This is a genomic window from Pseudescherichia sp. AS216 (assembly GCF_037152055.1).
GTDB lineage: Bacteria > Pseudomonadota > Gammaproteobacteria > Enterobacterales > Enterobacteriaceae > Pseudescherichia.
Genome location: NZ_JBBCMV010000003.1, coordinates 515091 through 531206, shown reverse-complemented (window position 1 = coordinate 531206; position 16116 = coordinate 515091). Strand labels below are relative to the sequence as shown.

12 protein-coding genes are annotated in these 16116 nt (G+C 57.8%); 1 reads left to right on the top strand and 11 read right to left on the bottom strand.

The features are described from left to right. Nucleotides 1-10: 10 nt before the first annotated feature. From WFN61_RS11775 to fusA, 7 genes are all read right to left on the bottom strand, one after another. Nucleotides 11-4222 carry a Tc toxin subunit A gene (locus WFN61_RS11775; RefSeq protein WP_436880894.1) on the bottom strand — a complete coding sequence of 1404 codons (4212 nt, stop codon included), beginning with the start codon at nucleotides 4220-4222 and terminating at the stop codon, nucleotides 11-13. A 428-nt stretch (nucleotides 4223-4650) separates the two neighbouring features. Then, nucleotides 4651-5367 (bottom strand): ABC transporter ATP-binding protein, encoded by a 717-nt coding sequence (locus WFN61_RS11765; protein WP_257758015.1) that lies wholly within the window; start codon nucleotides 5365-5367, stop codon nucleotides 4651-4653. Then, entirely contained in the window at nucleotides 5364-6239 is an 876-nt protein-coding gene (locus tag WFN61_RS11760; RefSeq protein WP_144817290.1) for an ABC transporter ATP-binding protein, read from the bottom strand. The genes WFN61_RS11765 and WFN61_RS11760 overlap by 4 nt, the downstream gene beginning before the upstream one ends. Then, nucleotides 6236-7522 carry a high-affinity branched-chain amino acid ABC transporter permease LivM gene (gene livM, locus WFN61_RS11755; protein ID WP_312282673.1) on the bottom strand — a complete coding sequence of 429 codons (1287 nt, stop codon included), beginning with the start codon at nucleotides 7520-7522 and terminating at the stop codon, nucleotides 6236-6238. The genes WFN61_RS11760 and livM overlap by 4 nt, the downstream gene beginning before the upstream one ends. 11 nt (nucleotides 7523-7533) lie before the next feature. Beyond that, nucleotides 7534-8448 carry an ABC transporter permease subunit gene (locus WFN61_RS11750; RefSeq protein ID WP_222888242.1) on the bottom strand — a complete coding sequence of 305 codons (915 nt, stop codon included), beginning with the start codon at nucleotides 8446-8448 and terminating at the stop codon, nucleotides 7534-7536. A 29-nt stretch (nucleotides 8449-8477) separates the two neighbouring features. After that, nucleotides 8478-9587 carry a branched-chain amino acid ABC transporter substrate-binding protein gene (locus WFN61_RS11745; protein WP_144817287.1) on the bottom strand — a complete coding sequence of 370 codons (1110 nt, stop codon included), beginning with the start codon at nucleotides 9585-9587 and terminating at the stop codon, nucleotides 8478-8480. Nucleotides 9588-9848: 261 nt separating this feature from the next. Next, nucleotides 9849-11954 carry an elongation factor G gene (gene fusA, locus WFN61_RS11740; RefSeq protein ID WP_312282674.1) on the bottom strand — a complete coding sequence of 702 codons (2106 nt, stop codon included), beginning with the start codon at nucleotides 11952-11954 and terminating at the stop codon, nucleotides 9849-9851. Nucleotides 11955-12176: 222 nt separating this feature from the next. Between fusA and WFN61_RS11735 the strand changes: the two genes are divergently transcribed. Further along, nucleotides 12177-12485: an ArsR/SmtB family transcription factor gene (locus WFN61_RS11735; protein ID WP_042389919.1), complete on the top strand. Its 309-nt coding sequence runs from the start codon at nucleotides 12177-12179 to the stop codon at nucleotides 12483-12485. A 96-nt stretch (nucleotides 12486-12581) separates the two neighbouring features. On the opposite strand, the gene WFN61_RS11730 is transcribed toward WFN61_RS11735, so the two are convergent. From WFN61_RS11730 to dacD, 4 genes are all read right to left on the bottom strand, one after another. Beyond that, nucleotides 12582-12923 (bottom strand): DUF496 family protein, encoded by a 342-nt coding sequence (locus WFN61_RS11730; RefSeq protein ID WP_042389917.1) that lies wholly within the window; start codon nucleotides 12921-12923, stop codon nucleotides 12582-12584. Nucleotides 12924-13089: 166 nt separating this feature from the next. Continuing rightward, nucleotides 13090-14148, bottom strand: a complete 1059-nt coding sequence (locus WFN61_RS11725; RefSeq protein ID WP_144817285.1) for an FUSC family protein — start codon at nucleotides 14146-14148, stop codon at nucleotides 13090-13092. A gap of 147 nt (nucleotides 14149-14295) precedes the next feature. Then, nucleotides 14296-14769, bottom strand: coding sequence for a DNA gyrase inhibitor SbmC (gene sbmC / locus WFN61_RS11720; RefSeq protein ID WP_144817284.1), 474 nt, complete (start codon nucleotides 14767-14769; stop codon nucleotides 14296-14298). Between the two features lie 120 nt (nucleotides 14770-14889). After that, the gene (dacD, locus tag WFN61_RS11715; RefSeq protein WP_144817413.1) at nucleotides 14890-16059 is read right to left on the bottom strand and encodes a serine-type D-Ala-D-Ala carboxypeptidase DacD; all 1170 of its coding nucleotides are present in this window, start codon (nucleotides 16057-16059) and stop codon (nucleotides 14890-14892) included. Nucleotides 16060-16116: the final 57 nt, after the last annotated feature.

The window sequence follows — 16116 nt, the reverse complement described above, 5'->3', positions numbered from 1 at the left end:
AAGGTTTGATCTATTGCTGTCCGGACTGGGCGGCCACCAGCGACTCACCGGCCGACTGCCAGGCACTCCAGGTGTCAGTGATGCTGCCGGGTACCAGCGCCCCGACGGCCAGCAGTGGCGTGACCGACAGGCCGCTCTCTGCCGACAGCGACTTCAGGCGCATCACGTAATCCACGTCGGCCACGGTTTTCGCCATGCCACCGGGCAACCCGGCGACGGCGGCGCTGACCTCATCGCTGTCCCAGTCCAGCAGGGCGGCAAGGGCTTTAGCGGCATCGGTCTGGTCAGGCGCGGCGGCGGCATTCACCCACGCCAGATAGCCCAGCACTGCATCTTCACGCCCCGCCAGCGTCAGACAGTCAAGATAGCGGCTGAACCGGTAGAGCAGGGTCAGCGACAGGGTGGTGTCGCTGAGGCCAAACCAGTCAGGGTCAGCCAGGAAGGCGTGAAGGGTGGCCGGGGTGAGGCTGAAGGCGGCGGTGATACCGGCCCGCTGGCCAAGGGCGTACAGGTCCGCCAGGTAGGCGACCGTTACCTGCGCCGGGTCAGTGAGGTTTTCGCCGCTGTTCATGGTCAACGAATCGGATAACAGGCGATACTCGCTGTCGTTTGCCCACTGCAGCAGGAAGGCCGGCAGCGACTGTGCGGTGCTGAACATCTGCGCCAGGGCGCTGTCGGCAATGTCGTTCTGGGTCAGCCGGGCCTGGCTGATGATACCGGAGAGGGTATCGACCGCCTGCTGCCGGTCGGCATCGGAGTCAAAAACGATACCGGCGGCGTCAATATCGGCGCTGACCATGTCGGTGATGGTGGCGTAGTCGGTGGCGGCAGGCAGCACCAGGCCGTTGCTGTCAATCAGGTCGCATAGCATGCCGGTCCGCAGTTCCAGTGTCGCAACCACGGTCTGCGTGGCCGGTTTACCGGAGGATACGATGGTCGCGATATTATCTGTAGTCAGCACGCTGTCCCACAGGGTGATATCGTCGTAACTCATCGTGGCATGGGTGCTGGTATTATTCAGCAACCCATTCTGACTGAGCGCCCAGACATTGCTTTCCGGCATCAGAATAGAACCAGCATACTTCAGTGCTGCGGAAGAGGTGATTGTCCCGTCTGCAGAATACGCATATACGGTGAGCGTCTGACTGGCTGAATCATTGGCCACGCCCAGCCAGAACCATTTATCAGCCTGCCAGGTGGTGCTGGCGGTATCGGTGACGACCGGGGTCGTACCGTCATCAGAGACGGTGCTGATTTCAAGGTGGTAGCTGCTCCCGAGCCCAATAAAAATACCGGAGCTGGTTTTCTGGTTATAGGCAGCGGCGTTTGCCAGTACAGGAAAACCGACCGAAGCACCGCTTTTCACTTTCACCCACATACCCAGGGTGTAGCTGTTACTGCCGTTTGCCAGCGTATTGGCGGCTTCAGGGAAGGCGGCATACTGCCCCTGAGTGGAGTTGAACAGGATGCCGTGCCAGTTGCCCAGGGGACTGTCAACTGCGGTGTATCCACCTGGTACTGACAGCATATTGTTCGGTTCAGACAGCGTAACTCCGGTAAAGCTCTGTTCGGTGAGCAGTGCGGCAGGAAGCTGCTGCTTAATCCCGTTAACAAAGTTCACCGTGGCAGCGGTGGCGACCAGGTCATTCGACTCCGGCTGCAGCGCCAGCCAGTTTTTCACCCACGACAGGCTGTGCTCTTTGGCCCATTGCGCGGCGGCCTCCAGCGCCATCAGGATGTCCAGAATATCGCCCTCTCCGGAGTCAGTAGCAGACAACAGTGGTTCGCCCGCCAGGGTGGTCCAGACGCTGTCATCCTGCCCCAGCAGGCTGCAGAGCGCCACGCCGTCGGCAAACGACAGCCCCAGCCAGCGGGGGAGCATCACCAGCCGGTAGAGGGCCGAGACGGTAGCCAGCGTCAGCGGGAAGGTGCGGGCGCTGGCATCACCCAGCTGGGCAGCAACTTTATCAGCCAGCACGCGGAACTGGGCCTGGGTGATGTCCAGCCCGGCACATATCTGGCGCACGGTACGGGCACTGTCGCCGGTGGTGTCGGTGTAGCTGACGGTGGCACCGGTAATGGCAAACGGCTCATCAAACAGCGACGGCGAGTTAAATACCTGGTCGAGGAACGGCACCGCCGGCGAGATGGCGTAGGGCGTAATCTGGCTCAGGACGGCAGCAAACTGGAAGGCGCTAACGTGATATTTCTGCTGCCAGTGGCGGAATGCGCCGAGCATCCGCAGGGTATCGGCGTTCAGTGAGTAGCCGGGGTTGTCTGCACCCTGGGCGCGGATACAGGCGCTGAGCAGCAGGTCGGTCTCCTCATAAGATAAGCCCAGCCAGCGCTGCAGGCGCACCATGCGGTTGATGCGGTCCATACGGGCGTCGGAGAGGTTGTTCAGCCCCTGGTCCAGACTGTTGTTCCAGATACAGTCCGCTGAGAAGCCGGAGATATCGGTCTTCGCAAGGGGCTTGCCGGAGGTGGCGAGCGTATTTATCTCCTCAGTAGTCAGAGCACCGTCAAATACAACGATGTCGTCATAGATAAAATCCGGAGTATCATCAGTCGCTTTACTATTGCGTGTTAAATCCCCACGAGTATTAAAGGCCCAGGTAAAACCTTGAGCGGTAGTGATATCGCCAAGACTGGAAGCATTCAACGTAATAGTAGCATCAGATACAGTCGAGCCATCGTTTAGCGTATATAAATAAGCATTCCGGGTTTCGGCATCCCAGCAGAGCGCAATATAGTACCAGCTGTTACAATTTAAAGTGTGTTTCCAGGAGTTATAGATTTGCTTATCTTTATCATCATTGATGACAAAAGCAATATTACTATTATTCTCATCTGTTGATAAATAAAACCCTGAAGAGTATGCCGTACTATTGGCATCTCCGGCATTACTGAAAATGAGATTTCGCTCTGTGGTATAGTTATTCCTGTATAACCAGAAGCCCAGCGTAAAGGATTTGTCCCCTTTCATCGTCTGGGCGACCTCCCCTTCAGGATTGAAATAAAAATAGCTGTCGTCAGTACTGCGGGTCTGAATCCCCTGACCAAATTTTCCTTCAACATAAGAGGTATTCGATAAATGTAACTCACCCAGTTCAGGAGCACCCAGTACTATCACTGGTTGATCATTAACATTAATAAATGTCGCACCGTAATGGTCCGGTGAGGCAATATACTCGGTTTTATCCACATTATCTGACACCACCACGCTGCTGCCCCCGGCAGTCCCCGCAATCAGCTTCTCCACCTGCGGCACGGTGATGCCCAGCTGGCGGGTGAAAGTGCTCAGGTCAGTAAACGGCGTGTAACCAGCGGTGTTCAGCCCGAGGTTGGTTTTATAGAAGCCGGTCAGGTCGGAGGCGGTGCTGTTATCCGGCTCGGTCAGCAGGGTCTGCTGCTCCGGGGCCAGGGCGCTGGCCAGCTCCATGGCACTGTTACTGCTCTCCCCGGTCAGGGCGTCACTGAGGAACCACGGCCAGTCGGTGCTGGTCTGGCTGATAATCGCCTCAAGCGGCACGCCGGCACTGAGCAGGGAGAGCTCCACCTGGTCGTGGGGGAAGTGGTATGGCAGCAGGGTCGGGTAGCGGGTCTCTGCCAGGGTTTCGTCCACGGACTGCCCTGAGGGCAGGCTGCCGGCAATGCTGTTTTCCAGAATTTCATTCACCAGCTGCAGGGCGGGTATTTGCTGGTTAATGGCATCATTATCCACCACCATGCTGCCCAGGTCCGGACGGCGCTCGGACAGCGGGATGATATCGCCGTCGCCGGTCATCTCCTGTTCAAACCGCATCGCCTGGTTATAGAGCCAGGTGAGGTAGCTGACCGGGGAGTTCACGGCCTCCGGAGCGCCGGACTGACAGTAGGCCTGCCAGCTTTCGGCAAACTGGCTCTGCCAGTCCGGCCCGTCCTGTACCAGCCCCTGAATGCCGCCGACCCCGGCGCTGCCCTGCCGCAGGGCACCCCGCACCCGGCCGGTCAGCTGATTCTCGCGGAACAGGTGGCGGATATACTGAGCCTGGCCCGTCGCCAGGTCCCAGGCTCTGCCGCCGCGGGAGCCCAGCCAGTCGATATTGTCGGTAATAAACTGTTTGCGGGAGAGGCGGGTGATGTCAAAAACAGAGCGGTAATTTTTTTTTTCAAACGTGCCGGAAGTGACCTGAAGAGCGGCTTCTATCTGCTGAAGCGCAGGGCTGGCTGAGAGAGTCATAATATAGCTCCAGTGTGTGTGCTTTGTATAAGCTGAAAACGGAATAGATCTTTCAGATAAGATGGGACTATTAATTCAAGGCTTTTTATTACTAACAACGAGGCCTGCAAGTAAAGGCATTACCGTAAGTATTCACCAAACGTATAAAAGCACAACATAAAAACAAAGCACCCAATACCTTTTCTATTAAAATCAACAAAATGAAAAACAAACAATTTCCACATCACGATGTCTAAAAATAGGTTTACCGCAAGAAAACATCTAAAAGCATTAAAATAGTAGAGCACTAGAAATTTAAATTGCATACCCCGTACCTAAAACGCACGTTGCCGCATTAATTTAATACGGTTAACGCTTAATACACCTTATCTAACGGGAGATTCACGCCCAACTATTAGCAATATAATCGACAGGCAGGAATGCGAGGATTAAACCCCGCCGAGGTAGGCTTTTCTCACGTCGGGGTCCGCCAGCAGCTCTGCGCCGCTGCCGCTGAGGCGGATCTCGCCGTTGACCATCACATAGGCGCGGTCAGAGAGCCTCAGGGCGTGGTTGGCGTTCTGCTCCACCAGAAACAGCGTCATTCCTTTTTGGGTAAGCTCACGCAGCACCTGGAAAATCTGCTTCACCACCAGCGGAGCCAGGCCAAGGCTGGGCTCATCCAGCAGCAGCAGCCTTGGGCGGCTCATCAGCGCCCGAGCGATGGCCAGCATCTGCTGCTCGCCGCCGGAAAGGGTCATTGCCCGCTGGCTACGCCGCTCTTCCAGCAACGGAAAGATGTCGTACATCCGCGCCCTGTCCTCTTTCTGGTAGCGATCGCCAATCGGGATGGTCCCCATCAACAGGTTCTCCTCTACCGTCATGTCGGGAAAGATGCGCCGTCCCTCCGGAGCCTGGGCGATGCCGTTGCTGGCGATAAAGTGGGTGGATTTATGGCTGATATCCTCCCCACGATAGCGTATCTCCCCGCTGGCGATGCGCGGCTGACCAAAGACCGACATCAGCAGCGTCGACTTGCCCGCGCCGTTGGCACCAATCAGCGAAACGGTTTCGCCTTCGTTTACCGTCAAAGAGACGCTCTTCAACGCCTGAATTGGGCCGTAGAAAACATCGACCCGGTGAAACTCAAGCAGCGGCTGGCTCATCGATCTATCGCCTCCTCGTCAGTCCCCAGATAGGCAGCAATGACGCTGGCATTGGTCTGGATCGCCTCTGGCGTCCCGCGCGCGATAACGTTGCCGTGGTCGAGAACGATCACCCAGTCGGCAATCGACATCACCATGCCCATGTCGTGCTCAATCAGCAGCACCGTGACCCCATGCTGTTGGCGCAGGGTCCGCACAATTTGGCTCAGGGCATGGGTCTCGACGGGGTTCAGCCCCGCCGCAGGCTCATCCAGGCAGATCATCTCCGGCCCGGTGCACATGGCGCGAGCGATCTCCAGCCGACGCTGCTGTCCATAGGAGAGCGTCCCGGCCAGCCGGTTGGCGCACTCCACCATCTCGACCACTTCCAGCCAATAGAAGGCCCGATCCAGAGCCTGATTCTCGGCCCGGCGGTAGCCAGGCGTATTGAGGATCCCGGCGATAAGATTGCGGTTAGCCTGCATGTGCTGGGCCACCAGCAGGTTCTCTACCACCGACATCTCGCGAAACAGGCGGATATTCTGGAAGGTGCGCGCCAGTCCGGCGCGGTTCACCAGATGAGTGCCGCCAAACATCTTGTAGCCAATCCGGGACAGCAACCGGCGCGGATGAAGAAAATCACCTGCCCGCAGCGTCTGGCCCAGCACCTGCACGATGTCGGTGGTGCGCGACCGCGTCTCCAGCAGGATCGATCCACCGGAAGCCTGATAAAAGCCGGTCAGGCAGTTGAATACCGTGGTTTTCCCCGCGCCGTTGGGGCCAATGAGGGCGGTGATCGAGCCGCGCTCAACCTCCAGGCTGACGTTGTTGAGGGCTTTGATCCCACCGAAGTGCATCATCAGGTTGTCCACGCGTAAGATGGCGTCGCTCATGGCGCAACGCCTTTACGCACGGCGAATCCGGCCCGGCTGGTACGCACCAGACCGCGCGGCCGCCAGATCATCATCAGCACCATCAGCACGCCAAACAGCAGCACCCGGTACTCGGCGAAATCCCGCAGCAGCTCCGGGGCGACGGTGAGGATAAACGCCGCCAGCACTACGCCGAGCGTGGAGCCCATCCCGCCCAGCACCACAATAGCGAGGATCAGCGCCGACTCAAAAAAGGTAAACGAGGTGGGGTTAACAAAGCCCTGGTAGGTGGCAAAGAAGACACCGGCGATCCCGGCGGTGGAAGCGCCGAGCATAAACGCCGACAGCTTGACCAGAACGTGGTTTAGACCCAACGAGCGGCAGGCGACCTCATCCTCACGCAGCGCCTCCCAGGCGCGGCCGATAGGCATGGTGGTTAGGCGGTGTTTAATAAACAGCACTACTACGACAACCAGAATCAGCACCGCGTAAATAAAGATAAACTTGAGGTTGGGATTATAGGTAATACCAAAAAATTCATGAAAGGGAACGCCGCCATCTCGCGCCCGACGGCTAAACTCCAGGCCTAAAAAGGTTGGCGCGGGTGCGGAGATGCCGTTTGGCCCGCCGGTAAAGCTCACCCAGTTGTTGAGCACCAGGCGAATGATCTCCCCGAAGCCGAGGGTGACAATCGCCAGGTAGTCGCCGTGCATCCGCAACACCGGAAAACCCAGCAGCGCCCCGGCCAGCGCCGCAATAATCGCCCCCAGGGGCAGCATCACCCAAAACCCCAGGCCAAGATACTGATACCCCAGCGCCAGACCATAGGCACCGATGGCATAAAACGCGACGTAGCCGAGGTCCAGCAGCCCGGCCAGGCCCACCACGATGTTGAGCCCCAGCCCGAGCAGAACATAGATTAGCCCGAGGATCGCGACGGTCAGAAGGTATTTACTGGCAACAAAGGGAAACAGCATTGCCAGCATCAGCAGCAGCGGACCCATCCAACGTAGGTGGGAGATATGATCCGGAGAACGAACAAAGACCCCATCGTTGGCGCTTTCAAAGCGGCGGGTAAATTGTCGCCCGCGCGTCGTTTGCAGCGCCAGGCTCAGCAGAAAGCGTCCGACCATGACGATCGCTACCAGCATTGCGACGCGTCCCGGGGCCAGATTAAAGCTGTAACCTTTGAGCACCACACCAACAATCGGCCCGAACACTACCAGCGCGCACAGCCCGGCCAGGAGGGTATCCCGCAGGCACTGCATCATATCCAGCCGGGATTTTATCGCCGCATCCGTCATGCTCGTGCCCCTCATACCTTCGCCACCACCGGGCGGCCCAGCAGCCCCTGCGGGCGGAAAATCAGAATGGCAACCAGCAGCGCAAAGGAGAAGACGTCCTTATAGTCAGAGTTGACCAGCCCCGCGAACTGCGCTTCGGCCACCCCCAGCAGCAGGCCACCCAGCATCGCGCCGGGCAGGGAGCCGATCCCGCCCAGCACGGCGGCGGTAAAAGCTTTGATGCCAATGATAAAGCCGATATAGAAATCAAAGGTGCCGTAGTTCATGGTGACCAGCACCCCGGCCAGCCCCGCCATCGCCGCTCCCATCACAAACACCAGCGAGATAACCCTATCGGTATTGATACCAAGGATCGACGCCATCCGCCGATCCTGCTGCGTGGCCCGGCAGATGCGCCCCAGCCGGGTAAACTGAATTATCCAGGTAAGCAGCAGCATCCCCGCCAGCGCCGCCAGCAGAATGAATATTTTGGTCCAGGTGATCTGCACGATGCCATCCCCGACGTCCAGGCGCAGCACGCCGGTCAGCAGGGTTGGGATCCCCTGCTGATTGGGTCCCTGAGCGATCTGGACATAGTTTTGCAGGATCAGCGACATGCCAATCGCCGAGATCAGCGGCGCGAGGCGCGTGGAGTTGCGCAGCGGCCGGTAGGCGATACGCTCAATGGTCCAGCCGTAGACGCCGGTAACCACCACGGTGAAGATAAGGGTGCCGAAGATCAGCAGTGGGAACGAGTGCAGACCAAACCACGACAGCAGCCCGAGACCGATGGCGCAGAGGTAGGCCGAGATCATATAGACCTCGCCGTGGGCAAAGTTGATCATGCCGATGATGCCGTAGACCATGGTGTAACCGATGGCGATTAGGCCATACACCGCGCCCAGCGTCAGGCCGTTGATAAGCTGCTGCAAGAAGAATGCATCCATGGTGAACGCCCTCGCCCCGGTAGATGGGATTACAGCTGATGATATTTACCTTTGTCGTCCCACTGATAGACAACGTAGTCAGAGACTTTAAGATCGCCCTTTCCGTCCCAGGCTTTCGGCCCCATCACCGTATCGACGCTGTTGGATTTCAGCCAGGCGCTAGCCTTCTCGTTGTCTTTGCCGACGGCGTTATAGGCGGCGGCGATAGCCTGAATGGAGGCGTAGGCATAGAGGGTGTAGCCTTCTGGCTCAAAGCCTGCACCGCGGAACTTCTCAATGACCGCTTTTCCCGCCGGGATGGTGCGGGGATCTTTACCGAAGGTCATCAGCACGCCGTTGGTGAACTGCGCCCCGCCTGCCGCCGTGACCAGCTCTTCAGTGACTACGCAGTCACCGGAGAAAAATTTCGCCTCTACGCCCTGCTCGCGCATCTGGCGTATCAGCGGCCCGGCCTCGGGATGGCAGCCGCCAAAGTAGACCACGTCAGGCTTTAGCGCGCCCACTTTGGTGACCAGCGCGTTGAAATCTTTTTCGCCCCGGGAGAGGCCTTCATACAGCACCTCTTTGGTGCCGCGTTTCGCCAGCGCGGCACGCATCGCGTCCGCCAGTCCCTGACCGTAGGTATCTTTGTCGTGGATCACGGCAACTTTTTTTGCCTTCAGCACGTCGAGAATATAGTTTGCCGCTACCACGCCCTGCTGATCGTCGCGGCCACACATGCGAAACATGTTCTGCATGCCCCGCTCGGTAATCTGTGGGTTGGTGGAGCCAGGGGTAATGGTCAGAACGCCCGCTTCGTCATAGACCTCGGACGAGGGCATCGTGGAGGAGGAGCAGAAGTGGCCGACCACGGCGGAGACCTTCTCTTCGTCTACCAGCCGGTTGGCCACCGCCACCGCCTGCTTGGGTTCGCAGGCGTCATCTCCCTGCACCAGCACGATCTTCTCGCCCTTGATGCCGCCTGCGGCGTTGATATCCGCCGCCGCCTGGGTTGCGCCCTTCCAGTACTGCGCCCCATAGGTGGCGTTAGGGCCGGTAAATGGCCCGGCAACGCCGATGGTAATATCCGCCTGCGCATAAAACGCAGCACCCAGGCCGCTCAGCAGAGCAAGCGGTAACGTAAGCGTTTTGATAGACATGTGTTAATCCTCAGCACGGTTCAGAACCCGCCGCCAGCAGCGGCGTGGAAGAGGTCGCCATCACATGGCTGGCTGGGCTACGCGGTGTCCGGACCGTCCAGAATCTTAAACATAGCTGTGGGAAAGTGAGGCTGCGCACCCCGCTTGTACAAATTTGCAGCGGAGATCACTGAGTTGAGCGATTTTACCGCTACGCAAAAGACGCGCGCCCCGGCAGGGTTAGCCATACCGGGGCGCGTTTAGCGAGGATCGGTCAGTGAATCAGGCGGTTTTAGCCCGGCTGGCGATAATGCTCTCCGCCACGTTTCGCGGCGCTTCCGCGTAGTGGTGGAACTCCATGCTGTAGGTGGCGCGTCCCTGGGACATTGAGCGCAGCGTCGTCGAGTAACCGAACATCTCCGCCAGCGGTACGTCGGCGCGGATGATCTGGCTCCCAAACCGCTCATCCATTCCCTGTACCATGCCGCGACGGGACGAGAGATCCCCCATCACGTTGCCGGCATACTCCTCCGGGGTCTCTACCTCAACGTGCATAATCGGCTCCAGGATCGCCGGATCGGCGCGTTTTGCCCCCTCTTTGAAGCCGAATATCGCTGCCATTCTAAAGGCCAGCTCCGAGGAGTCGACGTCATGGTAAGAGCCAAAGGTCAGGGTCGCCTTGATATCCACTACCGGATAGCCCGCCAGCACGCCGCTGTTGATCGCCTCCCGCAGGCCCTTCTCCACCGAAGGGATAAACTCCCGCGGTACAACCCCGCCCTTGGTGGCATCCTCGAAGATAAACCCTTTGCCTCCCTCCAGCGGCTCCAGCGTCAGCACGACATGGCCGTACTGCCCTTTACCGCCGGACTGGCGGACAAATTTGCCTTCGATATCCTTAACCGTTTTGCGGATCGTCTCCCGGTAGGTTACCTGCGGACGACCAATGTTCGCCTCCACGCCAAACTCTCGGCGCATGCGGTCGACGATGATCTCCAGATGCAGCTCACCCATGCCGGAGATAATGGTCTGACCCGACTCCTCGTCGGTATGCAGATGGAACGAGGGATCCTCCGCTGCCAGCCGCTGCAGGGCGATGCCCATCTTCTCCTGATCCGCCTTGGTTTTTGGCTCAATTGCCAGGGAGATCACCGGATCGGGAAACTCCATGCGTTCAAGGGTGATCACCGCATCCGGGGCGCACAGGGTATCGCCGGTGGTGACATCCTTCAGTCCGACGCAGGCGGCGATATCCCCGGCCCGCAGCTCGTCCACCTCGTGGCGATCGTTGGCGTGCATCAGCACAATGCGCCCGATGCGCTCCTTCTTGCCCTTAATCGGGTTCCACACCGCATCGCCTTTTTTCAGCACGCCGGAGTAGACACGGATAAAGGTGAGCTGGCCCACGTAGGGATCGGTCATCAGCTTGAAGGCCAGGGCGGAGAACGGCTCGCGATCGTCCGGATGGCGCTCGGCGGTTGCCCCCTTCTCATCGACGCCTTTAATAGCCGGAATATCAAGTGGGGATGGCATCAGCTCCACCACGGCGTCAAGCACGCGCTGTACCCCTTTGTTTTTAAATGCGCTGCCGCAGAGTACGGGCTGGATCTCACCGGCCACGGTGCGGGCGCGCAGGCCGCTGATAATCTCCGCCTCCTCCAGATCGCCGTTTTCCAGATACTTATCCATTAACTCGTCATTGGCTTCCGCCGCTGCGGAGACCATTTTTTCACGCCACGCTTTCGCCGTGGCCAGCAGCTCGTCCGGCACCGGCGCATAGCTGAACGCCATCCCCTGGGTGGCGTCGTCCCAAATGATTTCCCGCATCTTGATGAGATCGATTACGCCAGTGAAGTGCTCTTCCGCCCCGATGGGGATCACAATCGGTACCGGATTTGCCTTCAGGCGGTCGATCATCATCTGCACCACGCGGAAGAAGTCCGCGCCGGGCCGGTCCATCTTGTTGACGAACGCCAGCCGGGGGACATGATACTTATTGGCCTGCCGCCAGACGGTCTCCGACTGGGGCTGCACGCCGCCCACGGAGTCGTAGACCATCACCGCGCCGTCCAGCACGCGCATGGAGCGCTCAACCTCAATGGTGAAGTCGACGTGGCCGGGGGTGTCGATGATATTGATCCGGTGCGGCTCAAAGCCCCGATCCATACCGGGCCAGAAGCAGCTTACGGCCGCAGAGGTAATGGTAATTCCGCGCTCCTGCTCCTGCGCCATCCAGTCTGTCGTCGCTGCGCCATCGTGAACTTCACCCAGCTTATGGCTCATGCCGGTGTAAAACAGGATCCGTTCAGTGGTGGTGGTTTTGCCGGCATCAATATGGGCAGAAATACCAATGTTGCGATAGCGTTCGAGGGGGATGGGTCGGGGCATGATGCGTCCTTAGTCAGTTTGACTGTTAGCGGCCAGTACGGCCATTCGGGTTTAACGTCCTCATCATAGTCCAACTGTACGAGTATATTCGAACTATTTTAGCTATAGTTATGGATGATAATCTCGCCGCCGCTGCCGCATGGCACTCGCCGTTGGGTTTAGGTATAGTATGCGTTAGCCAGCTCGCTGGTCACTATTTGTGCTTATTGACTCAGGAACACTATGATTGCCAGCCATCCCGATCGGGCAAAAATCCGCCTCGAAAATGTACTGTTCGCGCTGGGAAATCCGCTGCGCCTGGAGATCGTCAGAACACTGGCAGATGAAGGAGAGCAGGCCTGCGGGTCGCTGCGCAAGGACGTGGCCAAATCGACCATGACCCACCACTGGCGCGTGCTGCGCGATAGCGGCGTGATCTGGCAGCGCCCGCAAGGCCGGGAAAATCTGATCTCGCTGCGCCGTGACGATCTTGACGCCCGTTTTCCAGGGCTAATGGATATCCTGCTCAATGCCATTCATGCCGAGCAGTAGTTAACGAGCAGTAGTTAAACGGTTTGCGAGGTAAGTCAGGAACGCGGAAGGGGTAAAACGCCGGGTGGCAGCGTTGCCAGACCCGGCTTAAAAACGTTACTCGTCTTTCGCTTCAACCGCGGCGTGTTTCAGTTCGCCCATCGTTTTCAGCTTTTTAGAGATTTCACGGCGCTCTTTCGAGATCTCAGCGTTTTTGATGATGTAGTCATCTACGCGGTCCTCGTAGTCGGTCTTCATGCTGGCGATGATGCCCTGGATCGCTTCAACGCTCATGCCCGGCTTGATGTAATCGCTCAGGTTATCCAGCAGCAGAACGCGTTTCTGGTTATCGCGGATTTTTTTCTCAACGTCCTGAATTTCACGCTGAAGTTTGTTCTTACGGCGGAACAGACGTACAAACTCCAGAACGTCCTGGAATGAAGGCTTAGTAGTTTCCATTTTTACACCCCTGCTAATATCAGATTCGGATTCGTTAAAGCAACCGCTGTAGGGTAAACATACTTTTAGGCGTTGCTGATGACAATGATTTTATCCCTCTAAATATCATAACGCTAAATCAGGCTGAATCGAAACAACCTGCTGCTGATTCACTTACGGATGCAGCTTATTTGCGCAGCGCCCGGCAGATAAGATGCGAAAGCAGCTCCAGCTGCCGCGCCAGCTCCATGCTTAACCACACGTAGCTGTGCATCGGAGTTTCCGCTAATGGCTCATCTTTATGCTGTTGGATCAGCTCTCGCAGCTCCACCACTATCTCGTTAAGCCGCTCGCTGTTGGCAAGAATCGGCTGCGGATTACCTTCGTAGAGCGCATGGGCGATGGTCAGCAGCGTTTGCTGCGTCATGGTCTGGGTCTCGCGGATCGTCCGGGCGTTAAGCATCACGAAGTGGCTGGCCCGCGACGCCCAGTGAGCGTTGATCTGCAGCTCAAGCATACACACCATGTTGCGGCTTACGGTCTGAATAGCTTCGAAAATCGCTTTCTGAATGTGCGTCTCTTTGCTGGCAGGCACAATCAGGCCGCGCATCTTTACGACATCATTGAGAATGTTTTGCAGATGCTTCTCCAGCCGCGGGCGCTCCACCAGGTTCGGTGAGAAGCCCGCCTGGTAGACACGGTTGAAGTTGGTGACGTAGTTCGCCATCTGGATACGCCAGTGCAGAAACGCCCGCTGCGGCCAGATACCGGTAAACAGCATTGCCAGCAGCGAGCCTAAAATAACGTCTCCGCCTCGCCACAGCGCAATTTGCATATCTCCCGCCGGTGCACCCACCACAACCGCAAGCGTAATACCGATCAGCAGCGCCTGGTAGGGCTTCTTGCCCAGCGCCAGCCAGCCACAGAGAAACATCGCGGCGGCGCACCAGAGCAGCATCAGCGGCAGAGAGACCACTTCCAGCTTCAGGGCTATCAGCCCCAGCGCCGAACCGAAGATAGTGCCACCGATACGTTCGAAGGCACGCGGCACGACGTTACCCCAAAAGGAGATAGGCCCCATAATCACCACCAGGGTGATCAGCGGCCAGGTGCCCTCAGGAATGTTTAGCAGGCGCACCAGCAGAAAGGTGAGAATAAACGCCAGCGCTATTCTGGCCCCATGCACAAGGCGATAGTGGCGGTATAAGCGTATTTCAAAAGGGCTGAGTGATTTGTCGGTGCGCACCACGCTCTCCGGCTAAGACGTCCAAAGGCGCAATTGTAGCGAATTTTCGCGCCGGGGCCCTGGCGTTGTGACCGAAAGCCCCGTAAAAACTGCTTTTAATGATTAAAATCAGTAAACAGGCTGACAGGATCAACGGTAAGCGGACGCTTAAAGTGACTTCGGCTCAACGGGAATGTGCATCTCAACGTCCCAGTAGCCGCTACTGCTGTCTGCATTCAGGTAGCGCTCAAAGCAGGGCCGGGCCGCTATCTGGTAGTAGGCATCCGGGAGCAGGCTGTCAAAAAAGAGATCCCAGGTTTTTTCAAACTCTTCGTTATAGACCCGCGCCCGGGCCACAGCATACTGACCGCCGGGCAGCTCGCTCAGGATCACTCCCTCGCTGTTTTCCGGAACGGTGAACCCCTCGGGCACTGAAATAACCGTGTCGGCACGCAGTTTCTCCGGCGGGACTTCGTCGGGGTTATCGTAGTAGACGGCGATCCACTCCTGCGGCTGGAGATGATTACTTTGCACCCACAGGGTAAGCTGTGCAAAACCCTGCTTAACGGTCTTTTCCCACGGACCCACCAGATGAAACCCGGCAATGGTGCGCTTATCGAGCTGTTTGATACTGTAGTCCATGCTGCCTCCGCGATGATTGCTGTATGGATATACACTCTCTCTTTTTAAGGGCTTGCTGTCACCCCTGAACTGTTCAGTATGCGAGCAGACTCGCAGAGTTGCCAGCCTGCCCGCTCTCTCTTACAGCACGTGGTGCAGATAGTCGCTCATACGCGAGAAAACGCCGCCTTTCTCAATCGCTTCCAGAGTGACCAGCGGTGAGCGGGCAACCAGCTTGCCATTATCATACAGCTCCACCTCGCCCACCTGCTGGTTCGCGGGCATCGGCGCTTCCAGCTCTTTACCGTTCAGCACGTACTTGGCTTTGATGTGGTCCAAATCGGCCTTGGGCAGTGCCAGCCAGAAGTCGCGGTCCGTACCCAGCGCCACCTTCTCTTTATCGCCGTACCAGACGCGCTCGCTTCCTACCTGTTTCCCTTTATGCAGGATCTGTACGGTATCAAAGTTATCATCGCCCCAGTGCAGCAGCTTACGTGCCTGCTCCTCACGACCTTTCGGGCTTTCACCGCCCATCACGACCGCGATCAGCCGCCGCTGGCCGTTAACGCTGGAAGCAATAAGGTTAAAGCCCGCCCCGGAGGTGTGGCCGGTTTTTAGACCGTCGACGTTGAGCGACTTGTCCCACAGCAGGCCATTACGGTTCTGCTGGGTGATACCGTTCCAGGTGAGGCTCTTCTCGCTATACATGTGGTAGAACTCGGGCTCACCGTGAATGATGGCTCGGGAAAGTACGGCCAGATCGTAGGCCGAGCTGTGCTGGCCCGGTGCATCCAGACCGTGGACGGTCTCAAAGTGGGTATCGCGCAGGTTGAGCTTCTGCGCGTAGCTGTTCATCATCTTCACAAACTGCGGCTGGCCGCCAGCAACATAGTCCGCCAGCGCCACGCAGGCGTCGTTGCCGGAGTCAACGATCAGGCCACGGCTCAGATCGCGCACCGTGATGCGATCCCCCGGCTTGATAAACATCAGCGAGGAGCCATCAAATACCGGATTTCCCTTTGCCCAGGCGTCTTTACCAACGGTAACAATATCGTCCGGCGTGATGCGCTTGCTATCGATAGCGCGGTCAACCACGTAGCCGGTCATCAGCTTAGTGAGGCTAGCCGGGTTACGCTGCTGGTGTTCATTGCCTGCGGTCAATATCTGCCCCGTGGTGTAGTCCATTAATACCCAGGCACCGGCCTGGATCTGCGGAGGCTGTACAGTAAAAGAGGGGCTGGCAGCCAGGGCAGAATTCACGCAAACAGCAAGGAGGGAGACGGCAACAAACAAACGGCGTTTCAAGAGGATATCCTTAAGGTGTGACAAAAGAGCTGACCTTTGTACGGAAAATCTTGTGTCGAATCC

Coding starts and splice junctions, on each gene's coding strand:
- WFN61_RS11765 (WP_257758015.1), bottom strand. CDS start 5,367: ATGAGCCAGCCGCTGCTTGAGTTTCACCGGGTCGATGTTTTCTACGGC.
- WFN61_RS11745 (WP_144817287.1), bottom strand. CDS start 9,587: ATGTCTATCAAAACGCTTACGTTACCGCTTGCTCTGCTGAGCGGCCTG.
- WFN61_RS11730 (WP_042389917.1), bottom strand. CDS start 12,923: ATGGAAACTACTAAGCCTTCATTCCAGGACGTTCTGGAGTTTGTACGT.
- livM (WP_312282673.1), bottom strand. CDS start 7,522: ATGACGGATGCGGCGATAAAATCCCGGCTGGATATGATGCAGTGCCTG.
- WFN61_RS11750 (WP_222888242.1), bottom strand. CDS start 8,448: ATGGATGCATTCTTCTTGCAGCAGCTTATCAACGGCCTGACGCTGGGC.
- WFN61_RS11735 (WP_042389919.1), top strand. CDS start 12,177: ATGATTGCCAGCCATCCCGATCGGGCAAAAATCCGCCTCGAAAATGTA.
- WFN61_RS11760 (WP_144817290.1), bottom strand. CDS start 6,239: ATGAGCGACGCCATCTTACGCGTGGACAACCTGATGATGCACTTCGGT.
- sbmC (WP_144817284.1), bottom strand. CDS start 14,769: ATGGACTACAGTATCAAACAGCTCGATAAGCGCACCATTGCCGGGTTT.
- WFN61_RS11775 (WP_436880894.1), bottom strand. CDS start 4,222: ATGACTCTCTCAGCCAGCCCTGCGCTTCAGCAGATAGAAGCCGCTCTT.
- fusA (WP_312282674.1), bottom strand. CDS start 11,954: ATGCCCCGACCCATCCCCCTCGAACGCTATCGCAACATTGGTATTTCT.